Genomic DNA, 24,282 nt, shown 5'->3' with positions numbered 1-24,282 from the left:
GGCGGCGGTCCAGCGCGGCCGCGACCCGGCCGGCCGTTCGGGAGTCTCCAGGAGCACCGGCCGCAGGCCCTTTCGGCGCAAGGCCTGCGCGGCGGCCGGGCCGGACTGTCCGCCCCCCGATCGCCGCGACGTCCACCGTCTCCATACCTCCTCCTGATTCGACAAATGACTATGTTGACGCTCATCGAATCAGGTGCCATGCTGGCCGCACAACGGGACATCGACAAACTTCGAAACAAGAGACCCCTGGAGGCAGCCATGACCGAGCACGCCACCGACGACCGCGCCACCAGCTGCTGCACCAGCGGCCCGGCAGAGACGCACCGCACCCAGCAGCCCGCGGCCGCCACCCCCTGCTGCGGCACCGCCCAGGACGCCGCCGACGCCGGAACCTGCTGCGCCCCGGACGCCGAGCGCGAGGCCACCGCCGCCGGCGCCGGTTGCTGCTGACCCGGCCCGTCCACAGCCGGCCACCCTCCTACCGACGCGGAGACCCGAGATGACCGAGAACACCCCCGAGGACCTGCCCGTCGCCGTCATCGGCGCCGGACCGATCGGCCTCGCCGCCGCAGCCCACCTGATCGAGCGCGGCATCGAGCCCCTGGTACTGGAAGCCGGACCCGCCGCCGGCACCGCCGTCCGCGAGTGGGCCCACGTCAGGCTCTTCTCGCCGTGGGCGGAGCTGATCGACCCGGCCGCCGAGAAGCTCCTCGCCCCGACCGGCTGGACCCGGCCCGACGGCAAGACCTACCCCTCCGGCGGCGACTGGGCCGAGCAGTACCTGCAGCCCCTCGCCGACGTCCTCGGCGACCAGGTCCGCTACAACGCCCGGGTGACCGGTATCGCCCGCGCCGGCCGCGACCGGATCGTCGACTCCGGACGCGACGAGCAGCCCTTCACCGTCCACGTCGAGCACGCCGACGGCCGTGAGGAGCGAATCCTCGCCCGCGCCGTCGTCGACGCCTCCGGCACCTGGTCCACCCCCAACCCGCTCGGCGCCGACGGCCTGCCCGCCCTCGGCGAACGCGCTGCCGACGGCCGCGTCTCCTACCGCGTCCCCGACCTCGCAGACCCCGCCGTTCGGGAGCGGTTCGCGGGCAAGCGCACCGCCGTGGTCGGCACCGGCGCCTCCGCGTTCACCGCTCTCGCCCACCTTGCCGACCTCGCCGAGGCCGAGCCCGGCACGCACGCCGTATGGGTCCTGCGCCGCGGCATCAACGGGTCGACCTACGGAGGCGGCGAGGCCGACCAGCTGCCCGCCCGCGGCGCCCTCGGCCTTCGCGCCAAGAAGGCCGTCGACGACGGCCACGCCACCGCCCTCACCGGCTTCCGCACCGCCGCCGTCGAGGCCGACGGCGACCGCCTGGTCCTGGTCGCCGAGGACGGCCGCCGCAGCGAAGGCGTCGACCAGGTCGTCGTCCTCACCGGCCTGCGCCCGGACCTGTCCTTCCTCTCCGAGGTCCGACTCGGCCTCGACGAGCGCCTCCAGGCCCCCACCGCCCTCGCCCCGCTGATCGACCCCAACCAGCACTCCTGCGGCACTGTCCACCCGCACGGCGCGGGCGAACTCGCCCACCCCGAGGGCGACGTCTACCTGGTCGGCATGAAGTCCTACGGCCGCGCGCCGACGTTCCTCGCCATGACCGGCTACGAGCAGGTCCGGTCCGTCGCCGCAGCCCTCGCCGGCGACCACGAGGCTGCCGCCCGCGTCGAACTCACCCTCCCCGAGACCGGAGTCTGCGGCGGCGCCGGCCTCTTCGACGAGCCGAACGCCGCACAGAACGGCGGCGGCGGGGGCTGCTGCTCGGTCCCGGCCGCGCCGCAGCTCATCACCCTCGGCGCTCCCGCCACCGAATCCTCGTCGTGCTCCACCGGCGGCGGTTGCTGACCTCCCTCGTGACCGCCACTCACCTCGGCGGGGCCGCGACCGGAACACGCGACCGGTCGCGGCCCCGCGCCGCCCTGCCCGCCCTGTGTGTCACCCAGATCACCGGCTGGGGCATCCTCTACTACGCCTTCCCCGTGCTCCTCCCGCACATCACCGCCGACACCGGCTGGAGCACCCCGCGAGCCACCGCCGCGTTCACCGCCGCACTTCTCCTGTCGGCGCTGGTCGGCATCCCCGTCGGCCGCATCATCGACCGTCACGGACCCCGCACGGTGATGACCGCGGGCTCCGCCCTCGGCGCCGTCGCGCTCGTCTGCATCGCGCTCGCCCCCGACCTGCCGATGTTCTACGCAGGTTGGTCGCTCGCCGGCACCGCCATGGCTGCGACCTTCTACCAGCCCGCCTTCACCGCCCTCACCCGCTGGCACCAACCCGACCACGTCCGAGCCCTCACCACCGTCACCCTCGCCGGCGGCCTCGCCTCCACCGTCTTCGCCCCCGTCACCGCCGCCCTTGCCGCCCACCTCGGCTGGCGGACCACCTACCTCCTCCTCGCGGCCACCCTCGCCGCCCTCACGATCCCGCTGCACGCGCTGGCCCTGCGCCACCCATGGCCCCAGGCACCCCGCGCGACAGCACACCCCATCGGCCGCAGTGGGACGGAAAGCCCCGCGCGGACGAGACCGTTCCTCCTGCTCACCGCGGCATTCACCCTGTCCGGCTTCGCGATGCACGGCGTCGTCTTCAACACCGTCCCGCTCCTCACCGAACGCGGCGCCGGCCCCACCACCGCGGCCTGGGCCCTCGGCCTCGGCGGACTCGGCCAGACCCTCGGCCGCACCCTCTACGCCACCCTCGCCCGGCACACCGCCGTCACCACCCGTACGGTGCTCCTCATCGCCGCAGGCGGCGCGACCACCCTCCTCCTGGCCCTCGTGCCGGGCCCCACCGCCCTGCTCGTCGGCATCGCGGTCCTCGCCGGCGCCATCCGCGGCAACCTCACCCTGCTCCACGCCACCGCCGTCACCGACCGCTGGGGCACCACCGCCTACGGGCACCTCACCGCCCGGCTCGGCGCACCGGCCGCCATCGCCGGTGCGCTGGCTCCATGGGCGACAGCAGCGGTCATTCCGGCCCTGGGCGTCGGCTGTCCCGGCTTGTTCGGGGTCCTTGCCGTGATCTCGTCGGTTGCGGCCCTGTTCGCGGCGGTGTCGACTGTGCGACGCAGCTCCTGAGCCACGGGGGCTTTCGCCGTACGGCCGGGTGACCTGGCGAGCGCGGCACTAGGCTGGCGCTAACCATGTTTGGCCGAGCGTGAGTTGATGATCAGTCAGACAATGCACGTGTCAAGGGGAGGGGTGCCCGTGTCGGACGCGGAGCGGTGGGGCGGGCCGGAGCCGAAGCAGACCCTGAAGGGGCTGCTGGCGCTGGTGGGGGAGCGGTTCGTCGAGTTGTGTGCCGCGCCGCACGGGGTGAGCGGTGTCGTGCGGCGGGTGGTCGTGCTCGACCCGATGGAGCCGCAGGAGTCGCCGGGCGACCTGCTGGTCGCGGTCGGCGTCGACCCGCACTCCCCGGAGGCCGTCGCGCTGGTGCGCCGGGCAGGGAGCGCCGGAGCGGCCGGAGTGGTGCTCCGCCCCGGAGGGACGGAGACCGGGAACGAGGCGCTGCGGGAGGCCGCCGCCGAGGCCGGGACGGCGGTGCTCTTCCGCGGCTGGTGGACGGACTGGTCGACCGCGATCGGGATGCTGCACGCGGCACTGTCGGTGACGCGGGAGCCGGGCATCGCCGGTGTGCCGCTGGGCGACCTGGACGAGCTGGCCAAGGCGATCGCGATCCAGGTCGGCGGCTCGGTGACGATCGAGGACCTGGACTCCGACGTCCTCGCCCACTCGCCCACCGGCCACGGCGCGGACCCGGTCCGCCAGGCGACCATCCTGGGCGGCAAGCCGCCGGCCGGACGCCCACCGACCCCGCGTCGCCGACCCCCGAGGACCGTCATGACCCGCTCGCGCCGTCGCCCCGTACCGCCGTCCGTCCCGACACCGCCCGGCCGCAGGTTCCGGCCCGCCGACCAGGTCGTCGTGGTCGCCGTCCTGATCCTCGCCTCCGCCCTCGCGGTGGCCGGCGTCCCCACCGCCACCGTGCTGGAACTGCTCGCGGGTGCGGGCGGCGTCGCGGTGGGGCTCATGCAGTGGCAGCCCGCCACCCTCCGGGGTCCCCGCCGGGCCCGGCCGTAGCCTTCGCCGTGGTCGTTCCACGGAGCGTGGCAGGCTACGGCGGCGGGCCGGTGACGGTGTGCAAGCCGGGAATCCGAAGTGGCCGTGCACACAAGGAGTTACCGGCTGCCCGCGGTTGCGCGGCACTGTTCGCAGGCCCACGATGGTGAGGCCTGCGCGGGACATCACCACCCATATGGTGCCGGGGAGAACGAATCGGTCCCGGCACCCCCGAGACGGTGCGGCAACGCGGTACCGCGCAGAGCCCTCCGCACCGCTCCCGGATCACTTCTGCACATCCGACGGAACACTTCGGTCGTTCCACTCCGTGCCGGACGAACATCCTCCCGGCACCGGTGCCGGACCCGAGCGGGTCGACACGGCCGATGGGCCGGGCGCACCGGTGCCGCACTGCGGATGGCGTCGGCACCCGGAGGAGCAAGAGCCCCATGAAGGACTACTTCCGCGTCTCCCTGCGAGCCGAGCCCCGCTATCGGCTGGGCGAGCCGATCCTCGTGACCTTCGAGCTGACCAACATCAGCAACCAGGACGTCCGACTCCTGGTCTGGAACACGCCCCTCGAGGGCGAAGAGGTGTTCCAGTACTTCCAGGTCCGCCGCGACGGCGTGACCATCCCCTACGACGGCCGCTTCGTCAAGCGCGGCGAGCCCGAGGAGTCGTCGTACCGGCTGGTCCACGCCGGCGAGTCGGTGACCCAGCAGGTCGACCTCACCACGTCGTTCCCCATCTCCGAACCCGGCACGTACACCGTGACGCTGGACGCGGAGATCCTCGACGCCATCCCGCAGGAGGCCGGTGCGCCGGCGCTGCGGCTGAGCGTCAACCACGAGGGCTTCCAACTCGATCCGCTCTCGGCGACGTTCGAGGTGGCCGAGGACGGCGAGCCCCGCCACACCGTCGCGGAGAACGTGCGCCGCGAACTCGGGCCGCCGCAGGCACCGAAGACCGCCCTGGCGGCCGCCAAGATCAGCGTCCTGCCGCCGACCCTCATCGGCGGGACGGCCGCGCAGCAGGCGGAGGTCCGCGCCGCGCACGAGAACGCGGGCGCCTTCGGCGAGGAGTCGAGGCACCACCTGGCCTGGACGCCCGGCGCCGGCAACACCGTGTCCACCGAGTGGTTCGGCGCCTACGACGCGACGCGGTACTCGACCGTCTCCACGCACTTCAACGACATCTGCGCGGTGATCGCCGGCCAGACGATCACCTACGACCTCACCGGCTCGGGCTGCCAACCGGGCTGGTACGCCTACACCTACAAGGGGACGCGCAAGGTCTGGCTCTGCTCCAGCTTCTGGAGCGCCGGGGCGACCGGTACGGACTCCAAGTTCGGCACGCTGGTGCACGAGTTGAGCCACGCCGTCTCCAGCACCGACGATCTCGCCTACGGGCAGACCAACGCCCGCACGCTCGCGTCGACGAAGCCGGCGGACGCCGTGCGGAACGCCGACAACCACGAGTACTTCGCGGAGGAAGTCTCCGAACTGGTGGTCACGGCCCCCGTGCTGTGGAACAACGGCAAGGCCTACTTCTTCGTCGCCGGCAAGTACTACCGCTACGACGTCGCGACCGACAAGGTCGACCCGGGCTACCCGCTGCCGATCACGCCGAACTGGACCGGCCTGTTCGCGGACCGGGTGGACGCCGGGGTGGTGTGGCCCAACGGCAAGGCGTACTTCTTCCGCGGTTCGGAGTACGTGCGCTTCGACATCGCGGCCGACCGGGTCGACCCGGGCTATCCGCTGCCGATCTCCCCGTACTGGCCGGGCCTGTGGCCGGACGGCATCGACGCGGCCGTGGTGTGGCCCAACGGCAAGGCGTACTTCTTCCGCGGTTCGGAGTACATGCGGTACGACATCGCGGCCGACCGGGTCGACCCGGGCTATCCGCTGCCGATCTCCCCGTACTGGCCCGGTCTGTGGCCCGCGGACCTGACCGGCGGAGTGGTCTGGAACAACGGCAAGGCGTACTTCTTCCGCGGTTCGGAGTACGTGCGCTACGACATCGCCGCGGACAGGGTCGACCCGGGCTATCCGCTGCCGGTCAACCCGTACTGGCCCGGGCTTCCCTGATCCCGGACCGGCACTCCGCCTCAAACGGTCCCGGCCCGCCGGGCGCAGCGTGTGCGCCCGGCGGGCCGGGGGTCGTTCGTGCGATGGACCCGGGCGGGACGTCGTGGGTCGACCGCCCGGGTCCACCGGTCGGGGGCCGGGGTCAGCCGGCGGTCACCGAGGTGTCGTCGATCAGGAAGCTGGTCTGGAGGGAGGAGTCCTCGGTACCGGTGAACTTGATCGTGACGGTCTTGCCCTTGAACGCCGACAGGTCGAGCGTCCGCAGGACGTAGCCGGAGGCGGCGTCGGCGTTCGAGTAGGTGGCCAGGGTGGTCGTGGTGGTGCCGTTGACGACCTGGACCTTGAGGGTGTCGTACGCCGTGGTGCCGGTCTCGGCGGTGGTGATCTTGTTCCAGAAGGTGAGCTTCGGCGCGGTGGCCGTGGCCGGGATGCTGACCGACTGGGAGAGCGTGTCGGTGTGCGCGGTGCCGTAGCCGTCCAGCCAGGCGTAGTACGAGCCGTTGCGCGGCGTCTGGCCGGTGTCGGTCGTGATCACGCCGGTGGACGACGTCCACGAGGCGGTGCCGGACTCGAAGCCCGGGTTGAGCAGCAGGTTGGTGCCCGACGGGGGCGGGGTGGTGCCGCCGCAGGTGGTGGCGGTCGGGGCGACGGAGACCGCGCCCCACGCCTTCTCCACGGCCGCGCACTGGGTGCTGCCCGCGCCGTACAGGTCCTTGGCGGCCTTGATCGTGGCGGTGCGGGCACCCGGGTAGTCGGTGTTGGAGGTCATGTAGACCGACAGGGCGCGGTACCAGATCTTGGTGGACGCGTCGTTGCCGATGCCGGCGACCGAAGAGCCGTCGCAGGTCGGGCTGTTGCCCCACTGGGACTGGCCGGAGCCGGCGGCGAGCAGGTAGAAGAAGTGGTTGCCGACGCCGGAGGAGTAGTGCGGGTTCAGGTTCTTGGTGCTGGTGGTCCAGCACTTGACCGACTTGCCGTCCTTGCTCGGGTCGTCCATCCAGCGCAGCGGCGTGCCGTTGCCGTTGATGTCGATCTTCTCGCCGATGAGGTAGTCGGGCGCGTCCGCCGGGCTGTTGGCGTTGAACTCGACCATCGTGCCCATGATGTCGGAGGTGGCCTCGTTGAGGCCGCCCGCGTCGCCGCTGTAGACGAGTCCGGCGGTGGCGGCGGTGACACCGTGGCTCATCTCGTGGCCGGCGACGTCGATCTCGGTGAACGGCTTGGAGCCCACGGCGCCGTCGCCGTAGATCATCGCGAAGCTGGCGTCGTCCCAGCCGGCGTTGCCGTAGTTGGTGCCGTAGTGGACGAAGGAACGGGCGCCGACGCCGTCGTTCTTGATGCCGGTGCGGCCGAGGACGTTCTTGTAGAAGTCCCAGGTGGCCTGGATGCCGTAGTGGGCGTCGACGGCGACCGTGGCGCGGTCGGACAGGGTGTTGTCGCCCCAGGTGTTGTCGGCGTCGTTGAAGGCGACGCCCCAGCCGGCCGGCGGGGAGTCGTTGGTGGCGGTCTGGTTCTGCGCGTCGCGGGTCTCGCCGTTGCCGCGGGCGGAGTCCTTGAGGGTGTAGCTGGTGGCGGAGTTCTGGGTGGTGCTGACGCTCACGTTGCCGACCTGGTACCCCTTGCCGGTACCGGTCGCGGCGACGGCGGCGAGTGCGGCGGGAGCGACCGGGGCGGTGGGGGCCGCCTTGGTCTTCTTCTGCTGCACGCCCTCGGGCAGGAACGCCGAGAAGCTGTCCCAGCTCTCGCCCGTGGCACCGGTCTTCGCGTCCACCAGGACGTGGAAGTGGCTGGGGGACTGGTCCGGCGCGGTGCCGTTGACCGTGACCTCCCAGACCAGGCGGGGGGTCGCACCGGTCACGTCCACCTTCAGGGTGGCGGTGCTGCTGCTGCGGGTGCCGCGGAAGAGCTCGGCGGCCTTGGCGATCGCCTGCTGATCGGTGACGGAGGGGGTCACCGAGAGCGAGAGCGGGGCGGCCAGGGTCAGGTCGGCGGAGTCGAGCCGGCCGTCCGGGGCGGAGTGGACGACGACGTCGCCGCCGCGGACGGGGAGGCCCTGGTAGGTGCGGTCGAAGTGGACGTGGCGGGTGCCGTCCGCGTCGACCTGCACGTTGGTGGCGCGGAACGCGTCGTGGGCGCCGGCCTTCACCGCGCCCGGGTGGGCGGTGACCTGTGCGGCGGCGTCCTGCACGGCCTGGCTGTGGGAGGCCTTGGGCTGGGGGCCGGGAGCGGCGGAGGCGGGGGCGCCGGCGCCGGCGATCACGAGGCTGCTGACCGCGAGGGTGAGCGAGCCGCTCAGAAGGGGTCTCTTCATGGCGCCGAAGCGTGCTGGCTCATATGAATACCAGTCAACGCATAGCAATTCTGTAAAAATTAACAGACTTCAAGTTGACAGTTGATGTTGCCGGCCGCGGAACTGAAGGTTCCCTGTGAACGGGCCCTCCTACCTGGGAGTTCTCGGCGGGCGAAAGTTCGTCCCCGTCGCCCGCCCGGGCCCCGCTGTGATCCATATCACCGCCGGGGAAGGCGGTGAGGCCCCGTTCCGGGGCGTGCCGGGACGGGGCGGAAGGGGTGCGCTCAGACGCCCGCGGCGACCAGGACGCCGTCGGTGGCGAAGCCGAGGAGCAGGCCGACGAGGATCATCCAGGTGGTCAGTTCCTTCATGGCCGCCCGCCGGGCGACGGCCAGCAGCTCGATCACCACGTAGAGGATCGAGCCGGCGGCCAGCCCCAGGAACGCCACGCTGACGGTCTCGTTGGTCACCTGTTGCCCGATCAGCGTGCCGACGAAGGTGGGGCCGCCGCCGATCAGGCCGAGCAGGGCCAGGAAGCCCCAGGAAGGACGCTCGCCGTCGGCCGCTAGCGGGGCGACGATGCCGAAGCCCTCGGTGGCGTTGTGCAGGCCGAATCCGATGACCAGTAGGACGGCGAGCGAGATGTCGCCCGCCGCGGCCGAACTGCCGATGGCCAGGCCCTCGGCGAGGTTGTGCAGGCCGATGCCGACGGCGATCATCAGCGCGAGGCTCGCGGCGTGCGAGCGCTGCCCGGTGGCGAGTTCGGTGGCCGCGGCGGCGCCCGGGCCGTGCGAGAGCGGCGGGGCCGGTGCGCTGCGGCGGGCCACCCAGCGGTCGTAGCGGACGAGCCCGACCAGGCCGACCGCCAGCCCGGCGGCGAGCACCCCGCCGTCCCGCGCGGCGGCCCCCCAGTCGTGGTCGGCCAGGGCGGTGTCGGTCGGTTCCCAGGCCTCGGCGAGGACGTCCCAGAACAGGAACAGCAGGATGCCGATGGCGGTGGCGTTCAGTGCGGCCCGCAGCCGCGGCGCGGGGCTGCGGAGCCGGCCGATCGGCAGACCGAGGAAGATCGTGAAACCCGCGACGGCGCCGAGCAGGGCGATCTCCGGACCGGACATGGTGGAAACCCCTCCCGGGAGAGCGCGGCAGCCGGAGGGCTGCGGCCGGATTGGTTAGGCTTACCTAATGCCTCTCTCCAAGCCTGGGCCGCCCGGTGCCGGGCCGCATCTCCGGCCGGGCCGACCGTGTGCCGGCGGATCGCCGGGCTGCCGTCAGGCGGTGAGGCCGAGCGGGTCCGGCACCGCGTCGAGGAGTTCGGGGCCGTTCGACCGGACGCTGTTCACCGCGGTGGACACCGCCCGGACGGCCAGGTCGCCCTCGGCCGGGGTGTGCAGCAGTCGCCGCAGGTCGGCGGGGTCGGAGTTGCCCGGGTCGAGCCAGCCGGCGAGGTCCTCGAGGGAGATGGCCAGCGGCATCCGGTCGTGGATGCGGCCTGCGCTGTCGGTGGCGTCGGTGGTGATGACGGTCGTCGTGGTCAGCCAGGCGGCCGGGTCGTCGTCCGGGACGGAGCGGTCGCGCCAGAACTCGTACAGGCCGGCCATCAGCATCACCGAACCCGTGCTGAGGTAGTACGGCTGCTTGAAGGCCTTCCGGTCGCCGGAGGCCTCGACCGGCCGCCACTCGAAGTACCCGTCCGCCGGGATCACGCAGCGCCGTGCGGCGAAGGCCTTGCGGAAGGCCGGCTTCTCGTGGACGGTCTCCGACCTGGCGTTGATCATCCGGGCCCCCGCGGACGGGTCCTTCGACCAGGAAGGGACCAGGCCCCAGCGCAGCGGGCGCAGCTGCCGCACGACCTCGCCGGTCTCGCGGTCGACGCGCTCCAGCACCGCGGGCACCGGGTTGGTGGGTGCGACGTTCCAGCTCGGGGCGAGGGTCTCGGCCGGGTCCCAGCTCAGCTCGCCGAGCAGGTCGACGAGGTCGGCGGGAGTGGTGGTGGAGACGAAGCGACCGCACATGCCTCCACCCTGCCACGGCTGCGGCCGCAGGGCGGGCAACTCTCCGCACGCAACGGGGGATGCCGCCTAGGCGGGCCGTTCGCGGATCACGTCCTCGGGGCGTTTGTCGGTGCGCAGGCCCTCGAAGCGTGGGGCGCGCAGGCGGCCGTCGCGGGTCCATTCGGTGAAGGCGACCTTGGCGACCAGCCGGGGGTGGACCCAGTGCACCCGGCGTTCGGTGGTGGGCGGGTCGGCGAAGGGCGGGTCGGGGCGGGCGAGGGCGTCCAGTCGGGCCCGCAGCAGCTGCAGCAGGGCGGTGTCGAAGCCGGTGCCCACCTTGCCCGCGTAGCGCAGTTCGGTGCCCTCGTAGTGGCCGACGAGCAGTGCCCCGAAGCCGGTGCGCTGTCCGGAGGGTTCGGTGAAGCCGCCGATCACCAGTTCCTGGCCGGCGGTGCAGGGCAGTTTCAGCCAGTCCGGGGAGCGGCGCGGTACGTAGCGGCTGTCGGCGCGTTTGGCGATCAGGCCCTCCCAGCCGCGGGCGCAGGCTTCGGCGAGCGGCACCGGGCCGTCCGCCCGGGCGTGCTCGGTGAAGTACAGCGGGTCGGTGAACTCCAGGGATTCGCGCAGCAGTTGCTTGCGCTGGAGGAGGGGGAGCCCGGTGGTGTCGTGTCCCATCAGGGCGGTCAGGTCGAACAGGAAGTAGTAGACCCGGACGCCGGCCGCGGCGGCCCGCACCGGGTCCCGCAGCTGCATCCGGCGCTGCAGGCGGGCGAAGCTGGTGCGGCCCTCGTCGTCGAAGGCGACGATCTCGCCGTCCACGGTGAACCGCGGCACGGGCTGGGCGGCGAGTGCGACGACCAGTTCCGGGTACCCCTCGGCCATCGGTTTGCCGGTGCGGGAGACCAGACGGACGGCGGCGCCGTCCCGCTCGGCGACGGCGCGGACGCCGTCCAGTTTGCGTTCCAGCAGCCAGTCGGCGGTGAAGGCGCGGCGCTCGCTGGGCGAGGCGAGCATGGGGCGGATCAGCACGTTCTCGCAGGTACCCGGGGGTCGGTCGGGCGAAAACCGTTCCGGTCGTCCTGCCGCTTGGACGGCCCAGTGGGACAGTGGAGTCCGGGGGCGGCCGCTGGAAGGAGCACGCCGATGGACCAGCAACCCATGCCCGGCAGCATGCAGCCCGCAGTCCGGCCGGGGGCCGCGGCGGTGCCGGAGGAACCGCACTACCCGATGCACCCGCACTTCCGGCCGAAGCCGAAGCTGTCGGTCCGGATGCGGGAGATGTTCCTGGGGGTGAGCACCTCGGCCGTGGTGTTCCTGCTCTCGCTGACCGTCGGCCTGGTGATGGTCGAGGTGCAGGTGGACTCCAACTGGATGACCGCGTTCTGCTCGCTGGTCTGGGCGATCACCTTCTTCGCGATGATCGGCTGGTACATGGGCCACCGCGGCGGCGATCAGCTCCCGGTCGGCCGGGTCCAGGCGGCCTGACCGGCGCCGCGCCACGGGGTACGCGGACCGCGTACCCCGTGGCGTTCGGTGTGCCGTCAGCGGCGTCCCGCGGGGGTCAGCGGGCGCGCCAGACCGTGGTGATGTTGCAGAACTCGCGGATGCCGTGGCCGGAGAGCTCCCGCCCGTAGCCGGAGCGCTTGACGCCGCCGAACGGGAAGGCCGGGTGCGAGGCGGTCATCCCGTTGAAGAACACCCCGCCGGCCTCGATGTCGCGGGCGCAGCGCTCCTGCTCCGCGGCGTCGGTGGTCCACACGTTGGAGCTCAGGCCGAACGGCGTGTCGTTGGCCAGCTCGATCGCCTCGTCCAGGCTGTCCACCCGGTAGACGGTGGCGACCGGGCCGAAGGCCTCCTCGTGGTGGATGCGCATCTTGGGGGTGATGCCGGTCAGCACGGTCGGCAGGTAGTACCAGCCGCCGTCCAGCTCCGCCGGCAGGCCGTCCGGGCGGGCGCCGCCGCACTCGGCGACCGCGCCGGCGGCCACCGCGTCGTCGACCAGCTCCTCGAGGTCGGCCCGGCCCTGGCGGGTGGCCAGCGGGCCGATCTCGGTCTCCTCGACGAGCGGGTCGCCGACCTTCAGCGTCCGCATCCGGTCGGTGAACGCGGTGGTGAAGGCGTCGTACACCTCGGCGTGCACGATGAAGCGCTTGGCGGCGATGCAGGACTGCCCGTTGTTCTGGGTGCGGGCGGTGACCGCCCACTGGACGGCGGAGGCCAGGTCGGCGGAGGGCATCACCAGGAAGGGGTCGCTGCCGCCGAGTTCCAGCACCGACTTCTTCACCTCGTCGCCGGCGATCGAGCCGACCGAGCGGCCGGCGCCCTCGCTGCCGGTCAGGGTGACGGCCGCGACCCGCGGGTCACGGACGACGCCCTCGACGGCGGAGGACTCGATCAGCAGGGTCTGGAAACAGCCCTGCGGGAAGCCCGCCTCCAGCAGTACCCGCTCCAGTGCCAGGGCGGTCCGCGGCACGTTCGAGGCGTGCTTCAGCAGGCCGACGTTGCCCGCCATCAGGGCCGGGGCGGCGAACCGCACCACCTGCCAGAGCGGGAAGTTCCACGGCATCACGGCGAGCACCACGCCGATCGGCCGGTAGCGGACGTGCACCGAGCCGGCGCCCGAGTCCGCCACGTCCGCCTCCGCCGGGTGCTCGTCGGCGAGCAGTTCCGGCGCGCGGTCGGCGTACCAGCGCATCGCCTTGGCGCACTTGGCGACCTCGGCGCGGGCCGCGGCGACCGGCTTGCCCATCTCCACGGTCATGGTGCGGGCGAGGTCGTCGCGCTCGGCGTCCAGCAGGTCGGCCGCCCGCCGCAGCAGGGCGGCCCGCTCGTCGAAACCGGTCGTCCGCCAGGAGGCGAAGGCCGCCGTGGCCAGGCCGAGCCGCTGCTCGAGGGCGGCGGCGTCGTACGGGGTGAAGGTCTCGACGGTCTCCCCGGTGGCCGGGTTGACGGTGGCGATGGCCATGGCTTCTCACTCCTCGGTTCGGGCACGCGGGTGCCGGTCGGGCCCCGGTCGGATCAACCCTCCCCCCGATCGGGGCGGGGCGCTTGCCGCGGCGGCTGCCCGGGTGCGGGCGGTGCCGCCGCGGCACGCTCACCGTGCGGCAGGATCAGCGCGCGGCGAGCGGGTAGTGGTCGGAGAGGTCGGTGTACGTGTAGCTCCTACCCCAGCTGGTCACCGTCCACGGCTCACTGTGGAAACGCACGACCTGGTTGGTGTACTGCTGCGGCCGGGCGTGGTCGGCCCGGTACAGCACGTAGTCCAGGTCCTCCTTGGGCTCGCCCGGGTAGCGGTAGGCGGCGATCGAGTTGTCGGCGGTGTCGAAGGAGTACGGCCATCCGGGGCGGGCGGAGGCCGGCGCGAGGTTCCCGTTGTCCAGCAGCGCCTGGTACTCGGAGCCGTGCGAGTCGACGTTGAGGTCGCCGGCGACCACGACGGGCTCGGCCGCCGGGATCCGCTTGGCGTCCAGGAAGGCGCGCATGGCGATGAGCTGCTTGGCCCGGACGGCCGCGGGCTCGCCGCCGGAGCAGCCCGGGTCGGTGGACTGCAGGTGGGTGCCGACCACGTGGGTGCGCAGGCCGTTGACGTTCAGCACGGCGTAGACGAAGCCCTTGTTGGACCACCAGTCGGCGCCGCAGGCGTCCTTGAAGACGTACTGCTCCTTGCGCAGGATCGGCCACTTGCTGAGCAGCGTCACCCCGCCGTCCTCGGGGGTGGTGGAGCTGTAGCTGCCCGAGGTGGCGTCCCAGCCGCTCGTCGAGCGGCCGACCACCGGCGTGTGGTACGGGTACGCGGCCGAGGCCCGGGCGGTGAGCGCGTCGGAGGCGGCGTTGTCGAAGGCCTCCTGGAGGACCACCACGTCGTGGCCCTGGAAGAAGTCCGCCGAGGCGATCGCCTGGGCGCGGTGGTCCTGGCCCCAGTTCGGGTAGAGCGACTTGCTCATCAGGAACACGTTGTACGAGAGGACGCCGAGCGCGGGCGCGGTCAGCGGGGCGCTCTCGGCCGCGGCGCCTTCGGCGGCTACCGCGGGGGTGGCGGCGAGGGTGCCGAGCAGGGCGGCCGCCGCGCAGGCTGCGGCGGCCGTTCTGGTGGCGCGGCGGACGGACGACAGGGGCATCGAAGCTCCGTGAGGGTGTGTCGTGAACCCGTCGAGTTGCGGGATGTTGTGCATCCAACTTCGGCGCCCGCACGGCGTGCAAGACATCGGGCGAGCATCGGATGAACTCGTCCGAAACAGTGCTACCGATCGGTAGTCGGATGGCCTGCGGCCGGGTCGGGGCACGGCGCCCGACCCGGCCGCAGGAGGGCCGACCGCTCGTCAGTTCACCCCGCGGGCCGTCCAGAAGTCGCCGCGGGCGAGCACCGAGGTGTCCGTGTTGTCGGTGAAGAAGCCGTCCACGCCCAGGTCGTACAGGCGGCGGGCCCAGCCGATCGCATCGCCGTACGCGTTCGGGTCGGTGCCGCGGCGGAAGTCCACGGGGAGGAAGGAGTTCTCGTTGCGGACCGTCCACGGGTGTAGCACCAGGCCGGCCGCGTGCGCGTCCGCGACCAGCGTGGTGGGCGGCAGGAGCCTGCCCGCCGTGTCCACCGGCGCGATCAGCTGGGTGGTCGGGCCGATGCCCTGCGCGAACGAGGCCAGCCAGCGCAGACCCGCCGGCGTCACCAGGTCCGCGACCGTCCGCCGGTCCCCGGCCAGCACGAAGTCGTACGGCTGCGTGGTCGGCCCGCTCAGCAGCTGCACCCGCGGGTTGCCCACCAGCTTCGCCAGCCGCTGCAGACTGCTCGGCTCGAAGGACTGCAGGATCGCCCGGCCGTTCCGCCCGGCCAGGCCGCCGCGGCGCAGCTCGTCCGCCAGCCGCTCCTCCAGCGGCAGTCCGATCGACCGGAAGTAGCTGGGGTGCTTGGTCTCCACGTACAGCCAGACCGGGCGGCCCAGGCTGCGGGAACGCTTCTCGGCGAACTCCACCACCTCGCGGAAGGTCGGAACCGGCCAGCGGCCGTCGTAGAGCGTGTTGCGCTGGCGCTGCTGCGGCAGACGCTCCTTCGCGCGCAGGGTGCGCAGCTCGGCGAGGGTGAAGTCCTCGGTGAACCAGCCGGCCAGCGGCGTGCCGTCGACCGTCTTCGTCGTCCGGCGGGCGGCGAACTCGGGGTGGTCGGCGACGTCCGTGGTCTCGGCGATGTTGTTCTCGTGGCGGACCACCAGGTGGCCGTCCCTGGTCGGGACGAGATCCTGCTCGATGACGTCGGCGCCGAGCTCCAGCGCCAGCTCGTAGCTGCCCAGGGTGTGCTCGGGGCGGTAGCCGCTGGCGCCGCGGTGGGCGACCACCAGCGGGTGCGGCAGGCGGTCCATGGCGGTGCCGGTGCGGACGGGCGGGCGCGTCCCGGCCGCCCGCTGCTCGTCGGCGGCGTACGCGGGTGCTGCCGTGGCCGCCGTACCCAGCGCGGTCGCGCCGAGGCCGGCCGCACCGGCCCTGCGGAGGAACGTGCGGCGCGAGGAACCTTCACCGATCGGACGCTGCGTCATATGGCCTCCCTGCCAAAGGGTCCGGTCTTTGCCACGGCACCCTAGGGCGCAGCCGCGCACCGCACGGTGAACCGCAGACGAACCACCGCCCAACCGCCGCCCAACGCCCCCTGCGGGCGGCCGCTGCTGTCAGAGGGCGAGGCGACGGCGGCGGGTGGCGAGGAGGGTGATCGGGAGTGCCAGGAGGCCCAGCAGGGTGAGGGCGGTCCCGGCCTCGGCGACCCGGACGAGGGTGCGGACGGAACCGGCCTCCGGGGCGTCCACCGTGCTGTCGGAGGCCCGGACCACGCGGCGCCGCACGGCGGCGTGGCGGTCGTGCCGTCCGCCACGCCGCCGAAGGAATCCGGAATCCGGGAGTCGATCGAGTCGTCCCGGTTGTCGCCCAGCACGAACAGCCGGTGCGGGCGAACGTGGACGCTGAAGGTCCGTGCCGCGCCCCGGGCGCAGGGCTCGTCGACCGGACCGTCACCGCAGGTCGGAGCAGGGGGAGGACCCCCCTCGGGCGGTCGGTGGTCGGCCGCGGCCGGGCGGCGGGGCGGGGCCGGTGCGGTGATCCTGGAAGCGCGCGGTTCCGGAGGCTCCGGCGCCCGGAACCCGCGGGCCGGGGTGCGGCGTCCTCCGGACGGACGGACGGACGGTTACTGGTGCGGCGGAAGGGCGGCGAGTGGCGCGGGGCGCGGGGACGGCAGTACGGATTCGGGCGCCGCGGATTCGGGCGCTTCGGGTGCCGGCCCGGAAGACCGGGAACGCCGGGAACGCCGGGAAGGCCGGGAAGACCCGGTCGCTCCGGCGCCGCGGCACGGTCGTCGCAGCGCTCGCCTGCACCGTTGCGCTGCTGCTGGTCGGCCACCGGCTGGTGCCCAACCGGGTGTGGCGGCTCGGCAGCCTGCTGGAGGCCTTCCTGCCGTGGATCGGCCTCGCCGTGCCCGTCCTGGCGGTCGCGGCGCTGATCAGGCGCTCGCGCACGGCCGCGGTCGCCGTGCTGCTCCCGGCCGTCGCCTGGGCGGCCCTCTTCGGCGGGCGGCTGCTCCCCGGCGGCGACGGCCCGTACGACCTGACGGTGGTGCAGCACAACGTCGCGGCGGAGAACACCGATCCGGAGGGCACCGCCGCGAGGCTCGCCGCCACCGGCGCGGACCTGCTGGCGGTCGAGGAGCTGATGGAACCGGCGACCGGGGTGTACGAGCGCGTCCTCGGTGGTGCCTACCCCTACCGGGCGCGCTCCGGAACGGTCGGCCTGTGGTCGCGGTACCCGCTGGCGGACATCCGACCGGTGGACCTCAAGCCCGCCGACGTGCACGAGTACTGGAAACGCGGGGTACGGGCCACCGCCCGTACCCCGCACGGGGATCTCGCCGTGTACGTGGTGCACCTGCCCTCGGTGCGGATCTCCCCGGCATCCGGCTTCACCTCGGCCCGGCGCGACGAGAGCGCCGGGAAGCTGGCCGCCGCGATCGCGGCGGAGCCGCAGCAACGCCTGCTGCTCATGGGGGACTTCAACGGCACCCTGGACGACCGCGGCCTGGCACCGGTCACCTCCCGGTTGACCCCGGCCCGCGCCGGCTTCGACTTCAGCTGGCCGGCCGGCTTCCTGCTGGCCCGGATCGACCACGTGCTCTGCCGCGGCCTCACCCCGGTCGACACCTGGACCCTCGCCGCCACCGGCAGCGACCACCTGCCGGTGGCGGCCCGCATCCGCTTCTGAGCAACCACCCAGGGGCGCGGGAGGTGCCCCCCCACGCGCCCCTACGGGTTGGCCCTTCTTATGCTCCTGCCGCCAAGCGCGGCAGCTCGACGTGGTCCAGGTCGGTCGGAGTGCCGAGGGGCTTCGGGTGCTTCGCGGCGTCGACGGAACCGGGTCCGTGGACGGTGAGCTCGAAGTCTCGATGCGCCTTGGCGTCCAGAGCCAGCGGCAGGCGGATGCGCCCGTCCCCGACCAGGCGTCGTACCGCGGTGCGGCTGAGACCGAGCCCGAGCATGAGCAGTCGTTCGACGCGGATCGGCGCGGGCAGGTCGAAGCCGACCGTCACCTCGAGCGGTGCCGGGTCGTCGAGTGCGTAGAGGGGCGTGCGGGTCTCCAGCGCCCAGGTACCGGTCCAGTCGAGGCGGTAGCCGTTCCTGGCGGCGAGCGACGCGCTCATCGTCAGCTCCCGTACCACGGCCGGGTCGTTGTTCTCGTAGGCCACCAGACGGGCGGGCTCCAACGACGAGACGTGGGCGCGTTCGTGGACGGGCACCTTGGAGGTCCGGTCGCACGCCGCACAGCTCAGGAGCAGCCAGACGTCGAGGAGCTTGCCGTTCGCGTTGACGCGGATCCTGCCCGAGGGGCGGTGACGTGTGCCGGAGCAGTCCGGGCAGGGCCGGACGACAGCGGGCAGGGCGGACTGACGCACGGCCCACAGGGCCTTGCGGTCGGTATTCATGATGTGGTTGCTTTCAGGACTCAGCAGGAGCTCTCGCAGGCCGAGCCGCGGCTCCTGGGACATGACGGGTGCACACGAGGGCGCGGGTCGTCGCCTCGGGGCCGAGCGGTCAGGCTCAGAGGTCGACCGCGCGACAGGTCGGTCGTTGCCACGTGGCAGCCGTTACATGTACATGCGGGTGATCATGTCGGGGCCGCGACCCGCGGGCAACTCAATTTCCCGAGTGGTCGGGCCGGGCGTAACCAGGCCGGGGGCAGGGCGGTTACGACTCGGAAAGTTCCGTGTAACCGGGGCACAACACAGGGCGGGTCGAATGGCCTACCCATTGGTGTCCGACCTCCCACCCCGAGGTGCGAACAGATGAAGTTGACCCCCCACGAGCAGGAGCGCCTGCTCATCCACGTGGCTGCCGATGTCGCCCGCTCGCGGCGGGCCCGCGGATTGCGGCTCAACCACCCGGAGGCGGTCGCGCTGATCACCTCGCACGTGCTGGAAGGCGCCCGGGACGGCCGCAGTGTCGCCGAGCTGATGGAGTCCGGGCGGCAGGTGCTCACCCGCGAGGACGTGATGGAGGGGATCGCCGAGATGATCCCGGACGTCCAGGTGGAGTGCACCTTCCCCGACGGCACCAAGCTCGTCACCGTCCACGGGCCGATCCAGTGAGTGCGCCGGGGCCCCTGGTGCCGGGCGAAGTCCTGTACGGGGACGGGGAGATCGGTCTCAACGCAGGGCGGCCCGTCACCCGGCTGACCGTGGTGAACGGCGCCGACCGGCCGATCCAGGTCGGCTCGCACTACCACTTCGCCGAGGCCAACCCCGGCCTGGAGTTCGACCGTGCCGCGGCCCGCGGGCAGCGCCTCAACGTCCCGGCCGGCACCGCCGTCCGCTTCGAGCCGGGCATCCCGGCCGAAGTCGAAGTCGTCCCGATCGGCGGCCGCCGCGAGGTGCACGGCCTGCGCGGCGAGACCGGAGGAGCCCTCGATGACTGAACGACGCGCCGCCCTGTGGCTGAGCCGAGAGCGCTACGCCGACCTGTACGGGCCCACCACCGGTGACCGCATCCGCCTGGCCGACACCGACCTGCTGATCGAGGTAGAGGAGGACCGCTGCCGCGGCGGCGACGAGGCGGTCTTCGGCGGCGGCAAGGTCATCCGCGAGTCGATGGGGCAGGCCCGGACCAGCCGCGCCGAGGGCGCCCCCGACACGGTGGTCACCGGCGCCGTCGTCCTCGACCACTGGGGTGTCGTCAAGGCCGACGTCGGCATCCGTGACGGCCGGATCACCGCCCTCGGCAAGGCCGGCAACCCGGAGACCATGGACGGTGTCTACCCCGGGCTGGTGATCGGCCCGGAGACCGAGGTGATCTCCGGCAACGGGAAGATCCTCACCGCCGGCGCCATCGACGCCCACGTCCACTTCATCTGCCCCCAACTCGCGGACGAGGCCCTGGCCTCCGGCATCACCACGCTGATCGGCGGCGGCACCGGCCCCGCCGAGGGCACCAAGGCCACCACCATCACTCCCGGCGGCTGGCACCTCGCCCGGATGTTCGCCGCGATGGACGACCTGCCGCTGAACATCGGCCTGCTCGGCAAGGGCAACACCGTCAACACCGCGGCCATGCACGACCAGTTGAGGGCCGGCGCGCTCGGCTTCAAGATCCACGAGGACTGGGGCGCCACCCCCGCCGCGATCGACGCCTGCCTCGGTGTCTGCGAGCGGACCGGCGCCCAGCTCGCCATCCACACCGACACCCTGAACGAGGCCGGGTTCGTCGCCGACACCCTCGCCGCGATCGCAGGGCGCGGCATCCACGCCTACCACACCGAGGGCGCCGGCGGCGGCCACGCCCCCGACATCATCACCGTCGTCTCCCAGCCCAACGTGCTGCCCAGCTCCACCAATCCGACCCGCCCGCACACCGTCAACACCGTCGACGAGCATCTCGACATGCTGATGGTCTGCCACCACCTCAGCCCGCACGTCCCCGAGGACCTGGCCTTCGCCGAGTCCCGCATCCGGCCGTCCACCATCGCCGCCGAGGACGTCCTGCACGACCTGGGCGCCATCTCGATCATCAGCTCGGACTCCCAGGCCATGGGCCGGATCGGCGAGGTCGTGCTGCGGACCTGGCAGACCGCCCACGTCATGAAGAGGCGCCGCGGCGCCCTGCCCGGCGACGGCCGCGCCGACAACCACCGGGCCCGCCGCTACGTCGCCAAGTACACGATCAACCCGGCCGCCGCGCAGGGCGTCGACCACGAGATCGGCTCCGTCGAACCCGGCAAGCTCGCCGACCTGGTGCTCTGGACCCCGGCCTTCTTCGGCGTCAAACCCGACCTGGTGATCAAGGGCGGCCAGATCGCGTGGGCGCAAATGGGCGACGCCAACGCCTCCATCCCCACCCCGCAACCCGTGCTGCCCCGCCCGCAGTTCGGCGCCACCGGCCGCGCCCCCGCCGCCAACTCCCTCAACTTCACCGCCCCCGCGGCCATCGACGACCACCTGCCCGAACGCCTCGGCGAACAGCTCGGCGTCCGCAAGCAGTTCACCGCCATCCGCTCCACCCGTGGCGTCACCAAGGACGACATGGTGAACAACACCGCCCGCCCCGACGTCCGGGTCGACCCCGACACCTTCACCGTCACCATCGACGGCGAGACCGTCACCCCCGCTCCTGCCACCGAACTCCCGCTCGCCCAGCGGTACTTCCTCTTCTGAGGCGCCCCAGGTGCACACCGCCCTGCTGCTCCTCGCCGACGGCCGCTTCCCGGCCGGCGGCCACGCCCACTCCGGCGGCGCCGAAGCCGCGGTCAAGGCCGGCCGCATCCACGACACCGACACCCTCGCCGCCTTCCTCACCGGACGGCTGCACACCACCGGCCTCACCGCCGCCGCACTCGCCGCGGCCGCCGCCGCCCCCGGCGCCGACCTCGCCGCCCTCGACGAGGCCGCCGACGCCCGCACCCCCTCTCCCGCCCAGCGCACCACCAGCCGCCGCCTCGGCCGCCAACTCCTGCGCGCCGCCCGCGCCGCCTGGCCGCACCCCGCCCTCGACCGCCTGCACACCGCCCACCCCCGCGGCGCCCACCAGCCCGTCGCACTGGGCACCACCGCCCTCGCCGCCGGCCTCACCCCCGCCGAGGCAGCCGCCCTCGCCGCGTACGAGAGCGTCAACGGCCCCGCCACCGCCTGCGTCCGGCTGCTCGGCCTCGACCCCTACCGGGTCGCCGCCGTGCTCGCCCGGCTCGCCCCCGACCTCGACACCGTGGCCGCCGAAGCGACGGCGGCCGCCGCCCGCGGCGCCCTGCCCGCCGCCTCCGCCCCGCTGCTCGACCTCTACGCCGAACAGCACAGCTCCTGGAAGGTGCGTCTCTTTGCATCGTGACCACGTCGACCCCCACGACGCCCCCGCCCGCCACAGCTGGACCGAGCAGACCCGCACCCGCCACCGCCGGGCCCTGCGGATCGGCCTCGGCGGCCCCGTCGGCTCCGGCAAGACCGCCACCGTCGCCGCCCTCTGCCGGGCCCTGCGCGACGAGGTCTCGCTCGCCGTCGTCACCAACGACATCTACACCACCGAGGACGCCGAGTTCCTGCTGCGCAACGCCGTCCTGCCGCCCGAGCGGATCACCGCCGTCGAGACCGGCTGCTGCCCGCACACCGCCATCCGGGACGACATCTCGGCCAACCTGGAGGCCGTTGAGGAACTCGAGGAGAGCGTCGGCCCGCTCGACCTGGTGCTCGTCGAGTCCGGCGGCGACAACCTCACCGCCACCTTCAGCCGCGGCCTCGTCGACCACCAGATCTTCGTCATCGACGTCTCCGGCGGCGACAAGATCCCCCGCAAGGGCGGCCCCGGCGTCTCCACCTCCGACCTGCTCGTCGTCAACAAGACCGACCTCGCCCCGCTGGTCGGCGCCGACCTCGCCGTGATGGCCCGCGACGCCGAGGCGCAGCGCGGCGACCTGCCCACCGTCTTCACCGCCCTCACCGCGCCCGACGGCATCGCCCCGGTCGCCGCCTGGGTCCGCGCACGGCTCGCAGAACGGTGACCGCCGTCTTCGCCGCCGCAGCACCGTCACCCGCCGACCCGCGCCCTGCCGCCCGGGACGGCGCCTCCCTCGCCGCCGCCGCCCGGATCACCGCGGCACCCGACGGGCGGGGCGGCACCGCCCTGCCCGTCCTCGCCGGGGCCGGCCCGCTCGCCCTGCGCCGCACCCGCGGCGCCCCCGGCACCGCACACGTCTGCGTGATCGGCTCGATGGCCGCCCCGCTCGGCGGCGACCGCCTCGCCCTGCACGCCGAAGTACTGCCCGGCGCCGCCCTCACCGTCACCAGCGCCGCCGCCACCGTCAGCCTCCCCGGGCCCGACCCCGCCCCCGCCCACTACGACCTGCGGCTGACCGTCGGCGAGGACGCCGAACTCGACTGGCGGCCCGAACCGGTCGTCGCGGCCGCCGGCAGCCACCTCCTGCTCACCACCGTGATCACCCTCGCCACCGGCGCCCGCCTGCGCTACCGGGAGGAACAGGTCCTCGGCCGCCGCCACGACTGGGCCCGCGGCGCAGCCCCCGGCCGGCTCACCGCCCGGCTCACCGTCCGCCGCGCCGGCCGCACCCTGCTCGACCAGCAGACCGACCTCGGCCCCGGCGCCCCCGGCTGGGACGGCCCCGCCGTCCTCGGCCCGCACCGCACCTGCGGACAGCTGCTCACCGTCGGACATCCCGCTCCCGCCACGCCGCCCGCGGACACCGACGCCGCTCTGCTCGTCCTGCCCGGCGGGGCCGGCGACCCGCCCGCCGTCCTGCTCACCGCACTCGCCCCCGACGCCCTCGCACTGCGCCGCCTGCTCGGCTGACGAGCGAGGGCGTCACCGGCGGGAAGCTCCCGCCGGGCCGTCACGTTCGCGCCGCCCCGAACGTCATTCAGGTGGAAGCGCGTACGGAGGAGGAAGGGCACCGATGGACGGGAACGACCGGCTGGCGGAACAGTTCGAGGGCCACCGCAGCCACCTGCGGGCAGTGGCGTACCGGATGCTCGGCTCGCTCGGCGAGGCCGAGGACGCGGTGCAGGAGGCCTGGCTGCGGCTCAGCCGCACCGACACCGCCACCGTCGAGAACCTGGGCGGCTGGCTGACCACTGTGGTCGGCCGGGTCTGCCTCGACATGCTGCGCTCGCGCCGCGCCCGCCGGGAGGAGCCGGTGGGGGAGCGGCTGCCCGACCCGGTGGTGTCGCCCGCCGACGGCACCGACCCCGAGCAGCAGGCACTGCTCGCCGACTCGGTCGGGCTCGCCCTGCTGGTGGTGCTGGAGACGCTGGCCCCGGCGGAGCGGCTCGCGTTCGTGCTGCACGACATGTTCGGCCTGCCCTTCGACGAGATCGCGCCGATCGTGGACCGCACCCCGGCCGCCGCCCGGCAGCTGGCCAGCCGGGCCCGCAGGCGCGTCCAGGGGGCCTCGCCGGTGCCGGACCGGGACCCGGCCCGCCGCCGGCAGGTCGTCGACGCCTTCCTCGCGGCCTCCCGCGGCGGTGACTTCGAGGCGCTGGTGGCCGTGCTGCACCCCGAGGTGGTGCTGCGGGCGGACGACGGGCCGGCCGCCCCGCTCGTGGTGGTGCGCGGGGCCGAGGCGGTGGCCTCGCAGGCCTTCCGCTTCCGGCACCTGGCGCCGTTCGCCCGGCCGGCGCTGGTCAACGGCGGCGCCGGCACGGTGACCGTGGTCGAGGGCAGGCCCGTTTCGGTCATGGACTTCATCGTCGCGGACGGCCTGATCGTCGCGATCGACATCCTCGCCGACCCGGACCGCCTGGCCCGCCTCGACCTGGCCCTCCTGGAGGACTGACCGGCCCGGCATGCGG

General features: G+C 73.3%; 23 protein-coding genes and 1 pseudogene. 14 read left to right on the top strand and 10 right to left on the bottom strand.

The annotated features are described in order from the left end of the window. Positions 1-258 precede the first annotated feature (258 nt). The 5 genes from AB0M03_RS15255 (at position 259) to AB0M03_RS15235 (ending at position 6,194) form a co-directional block, all read left to right on the top strand. Positions 259-450: a hypothetical protein gene (locus AB0M03_RS15255; protein WP_363491946.1), complete on the top strand. Its 192-nt coding sequence runs from the start codon at positions 259-261 to the stop codon at positions 448-450. A 49-nt stretch (positions 451-499) separates the two neighbouring features. Next, on the top strand, positions 500-1,888 hold the full coding sequence (locus tag AB0M03_RS15250; protein WP_363491945.1) for an FAD-dependent oxidoreductase: 1,389 nt from the start codon (positions 500-502) through the stop codon (positions 1,886-1,888). Positions 1,889-1,896: 8 nt separating this feature from the next. Beyond that, positions 1,897-3,123, top strand: coding sequence for an MFS transporter (locus AB0M03_RS15245; RefSeq protein ID WP_363491944.1), 1,227 nt, complete (start codon positions 1,897-1,899; stop codon positions 3,121-3,123). A 129-nt stretch (positions 3,124-3,252) separates the two neighbouring features. Then, positions 3,253-4,125: a hypothetical protein gene (locus AB0M03_RS15240; RefSeq protein ID WP_363491943.1), complete on the top strand. Its 873-nt coding sequence runs from the start codon at positions 3,253-3,255 to the stop codon at positions 4,123-4,125. 428 nt (positions 4,126-4,553) lie between these two features. After that, entirely contained in the window at positions 4,554-6,194 is a 1,641-nt protein-coding gene (locus AB0M03_RS15235) for a hemopexin repeat-containing protein (RefSeq protein ID WP_363491942.1), read from the top strand. A 142-nt stretch (positions 6,195-6,336) separates the two neighbouring features. Here the strand turns inward: AB0M03_RS15235 and AB0M03_RS15230 are convergent, their stop codons facing one another. The 4 genes from AB0M03_RS15230 to ligD form a co-directional block, all read right to left on the bottom strand. Further along, positions 6,337-8,505: a M4 family metallopeptidase gene (locus tag AB0M03_RS15230; RefSeq protein WP_363491941.1), complete on the bottom strand. Its 2,169-nt coding sequence runs from the start codon at positions 8,503-8,505 to the stop codon at positions 6,337-6,339. Positions 8,506-8,768: 263 nt separating this feature from the next. After that, a complete protein-coding gene (locus tag AB0M03_RS15225; protein WP_363491940.1) occupies positions 8,769-9,599 on the bottom strand; it encodes a ZIP family metal transporter in 831 nt (276 codons plus the stop codon). Positions 9,600-9,752: 153 nt separating this feature from the next. After that, on the bottom strand, positions 9,753-10,496 hold the full coding sequence (locus AB0M03_RS15220) for an SOS response-associated peptidase (protein WP_363491939.1): 744 nt from the start codon (positions 10,494-10,496) through the stop codon (positions 9,753-9,755). Positions 10,497-10,562: 66 nt separating this feature from the next. Further along, on the bottom strand, positions 10,563-11,504 hold the full coding sequence (gene ligD, locus AB0M03_RS15215; RefSeq protein WP_363491938.1) for a non-homologous end-joining DNA ligase: 942 nt from the start codon (positions 11,502-11,504) through the stop codon (positions 10,563-10,565). A 114-nt stretch (positions 11,505-11,618) separates the two neighbouring features. Between ligD and AB0M03_RS15210 the strand changes: the two genes are divergently transcribed. After that, positions 11,619-11,960: a hypothetical protein gene (locus AB0M03_RS15210; protein WP_363491937.1), complete on the top strand. Its 342-nt coding sequence runs from the start codon at positions 11,619-11,621 to the stop codon at positions 11,958-11,960. Between the two features lie 76 nt (positions 11,961-12,036). On the opposite strand, the gene AB0M03_RS15205 is transcribed toward AB0M03_RS15210, so the two are convergent. The 5 genes and pseudogenes from AB0M03_RS15205 to AB0M03_RS15185 all read right to left on the bottom strand — a co-directional run. Then, a complete protein-coding gene (locus AB0M03_RS15205) occupies positions 12,037-13,440 on the bottom strand; it encodes an NADP-dependent succinic semialdehyde dehydrogenase (protein WP_363491936.1) in 1,404 nt (467 codons plus the stop codon). 145 nt (positions 13,441-13,585) lie between these two features. Then, on the bottom strand, positions 13,586-14,593 hold the full coding sequence (sph, locus tag AB0M03_RS15200; RefSeq protein WP_363491935.1) for a sphingomyelin phosphodiesterase: 1,008 nt from the start codon (positions 14,591-14,593) through the stop codon (positions 13,586-13,588). 201 nt (positions 14,594-14,794) lie between these two features. Continuing rightward, positions 14,795-16,000, bottom strand: a complete 1,206-nt coding sequence (locus AB0M03_RS15195; protein ID WP_363491933.1) for a glycerophosphodiester phosphodiesterase — start codon at positions 15,998-16,000, stop codon at positions 14,795-14,797. A gap of 129 nt (positions 16,001-16,129) precedes the next feature. After that, positions 16,130-16,300 (bottom strand): hypothetical protein, encoded by a 171-nt coding sequence (locus AB0M03_RS15190; RefSeq protein WP_363491931.1) that lies wholly within the window; start codon positions 16,298-16,300, stop codon positions 16,130-16,132. 38 nt (positions 16,301-16,338) lie between these two features. After that, positions 16,339-16,554 (bottom strand): annotated as a pseudogene (locus AB0M03_RS15185) (S26 family signal peptidase); the annotation flags it as partial. Between the two features lie 170 nt (positions 16,555-16,724). Here AB0M03_RS15185 and AB0M03_RS15180 point away from each other — a divergent pair. Then, entirely contained in the window at positions 16,725-17,705 is a 981-nt protein-coding gene (locus tag AB0M03_RS15180) for an endonuclease/exonuclease/phosphatase family protein (protein WP_363491930.1), read from the top strand. Between the two features lie 58 nt (positions 17,706-17,763). On the opposite strand, the gene AB0M03_RS15175 is transcribed toward AB0M03_RS15180, so the two are convergent. After that, entirely contained in the window at positions 17,764-18,423 is a 660-nt protein-coding gene (locus tag AB0M03_RS15175) for a DUF1062 domain-containing protein (RefSeq protein ID WP_363491929.1), read from the bottom strand. Positions 18,424-18,783: 360 nt separating this feature from the next. Here AB0M03_RS15175 and AB0M03_RS15170 point away from each other — a divergent pair, with 360 nt between their 5' ends. The 7 genes from AB0M03_RS15170 (at position 18,784) to sigJ (ending at position 24,266) form a co-directional block, all read left to right on the top strand. Further along, on the top strand, positions 18,784-19,086 hold the full coding sequence (locus tag AB0M03_RS15170; RefSeq protein WP_363491928.1) for an urease subunit gamma: 303 nt from the start codon (positions 18,784-18,786) through the stop codon (positions 19,084-19,086). Positions 19,087-19,100: 14 nt separating this feature from the next. After that, positions 19,101-19,412, top strand: coding sequence for an urease subunit beta (locus tag AB0M03_RS15165; RefSeq protein ID WP_363492031.1), 312 nt, complete (start codon positions 19,101-19,103; stop codon positions 19,410-19,412). Further along, the gene (locus AB0M03_RS15160; RefSeq protein WP_363491927.1) at positions 19,405-21,144 is read left to right on the top strand and encodes an urease subunit alpha; all 1,740 of its coding nucleotides are present in this window, start codon (positions 19,405-19,407) and stop codon (positions 21,142-21,144) included. Before AB0M03_RS15165 ends, AB0M03_RS15160 begins: the two co-directional genes overlap by 8 nt. Before the next feature lie 10 nt (positions 21,145-21,154). After that, positions 21,155-21,811: an urease accessory UreF family protein gene (locus tag AB0M03_RS15155; RefSeq protein WP_363491926.1), complete on the top strand. Its 657-nt coding sequence runs from the start codon at positions 21,155-21,157 to the stop codon at positions 21,809-21,811. Further along, the gene (ureG, locus tag AB0M03_RS15150; protein WP_363491925.1) at positions 21,801-22,478 is read left to right on the top strand and encodes an urease accessory protein UreG; all 678 of its coding nucleotides are present in this window, start codon (positions 21,801-21,803) and stop codon (positions 22,476-22,478) included. The genes AB0M03_RS15155 and ureG overlap by 11 nt, the downstream gene beginning before the upstream one ends. Next, complete coding sequence (locus AB0M03_RS15145; protein WP_363491924.1) at positions 22,475-23,284, top strand: urease accessory protein UreD; 810 nt, start codon at positions 22,475-22,477, stop codon at positions 23,282-23,284. Before ureG ends, AB0M03_RS15145 begins: the two co-directional genes overlap by 4 nt. Before the next feature lie 103 nt (positions 23,285-23,387). After that, positions 23,388-24,266, top strand: coding sequence for an RNA polymerase sigma factor SigJ (gene sigJ, locus AB0M03_RS15140; RefSeq protein ID WP_363491923.1), 879 nt, complete (start codon positions 23,388-23,390; stop codon positions 24,264-24,266). The last annotated feature ends 16 nt before the right edge of the window (positions 24,267-24,282 follow it).

It is taken from the genome of Kitasatospora sp. NPDC051914, from assembly GCF_040680995.1.
Classification (GTDB): Bacteria; Actinomycetota; Actinomycetes; order Streptomycetales; family Streptomycetaceae; genus Kitasatospora.
This window is presented reverse-complemented; position numbering and strand designations above follow the sequence as displayed.

Bases quoted from the DNA above. Each gene is read 5' to 3' on its own strand.
- AB0M03_RS15170 (WP_363491928.1), top strand. From the start codon at position 18,784: ATGAAGTTGACCCCCCACGAGCAGGAGCGCCTGCTCATCCACGTGGCT.
- AB0M03_RS15205 (WP_363491936.1), bottom strand. From the start codon at position 13,440: ATGGCCATCGCCACCGTCAACCCGGCCACCGGGGAGACCGTCGAGACC.
- AB0M03_RS15255 (WP_363491946.1), top strand. From the start codon at position 259: ATGACCGAGCACGCCACCGACGACCGCGCCACCAGCTGCTGCACCAGC.
- AB0M03_RS15250 (WP_363491945.1), top strand. From the start codon at position 500: ATGACCGAGAACACCCCCGAGGACCTGCCCGTCGCCGTCATCGGCGCC.
- AB0M03_RS15235 (WP_363491942.1), top strand. From the start codon at position 4,554: ATGAAGGACTACTTCCGCGTCTCCCTGCGAGCCGAGCCCCGCTATCGG.
- AB0M03_RS15175 (WP_363491929.1), bottom strand. From the start codon at position 18,423: ATGAATACCGACCGCAAGGCCCTGTGGGCCGTGCGTCAGTCCGCCCTG.
- AB0M03_RS15230 (WP_363491941.1), bottom strand. From the start codon at position 8,505: ATGAAGAGACCCCTTCTGAGCGGCTCGCTCACCCTCGCGGTCAGCAGC.
- AB0M03_RS15160 (WP_363491927.1), top strand. From the start codon at position 19,405: ATGACTGAACGACGCGCCGCCCTGTGGCTGAGCCGAGAGCGCTACGCC.
- sph (WP_363491935.1), bottom strand. From the start codon at position 14,593: ATGCCCCTGTCGTCCGTCCGCCGCGCCACCAGAACGGCCGCCGCAGCC.
- AB0M03_RS15195 (WP_363491933.1), bottom strand. From the start codon at position 16,000: ATGACGCAGCGTCCGATCGGTGAAGGTTCCTCGCGCCGCACGTTCCTC.
- AB0M03_RS15220 (WP_363491939.1), bottom strand. From the start codon at position 10,496: ATGTGCGGTCGCTTCGTCTCCACCACCACTCCCGCCGACCTCGTCGAC.
- AB0M03_RS15225 (WP_363491940.1), bottom strand. From the start codon at position 9,599: ATGTCCGGTCCGGAGATCGCCCTGCTCGGCGCCGTCGCGGGTTTCACG.
- AB0M03_RS15210 (WP_363491937.1), top strand. From the start codon at position 11,619: ATGGACCAGCAACCCATGCCCGGCAGCATGCAGCCCGCAGTCCGGCCG.
- sigJ (WP_363491923.1), top strand. From the start codon at position 23,388: ATGGACGGGAACGACCGGCTGGCGGAACAGTTCGAGGGCCACCGCAGC.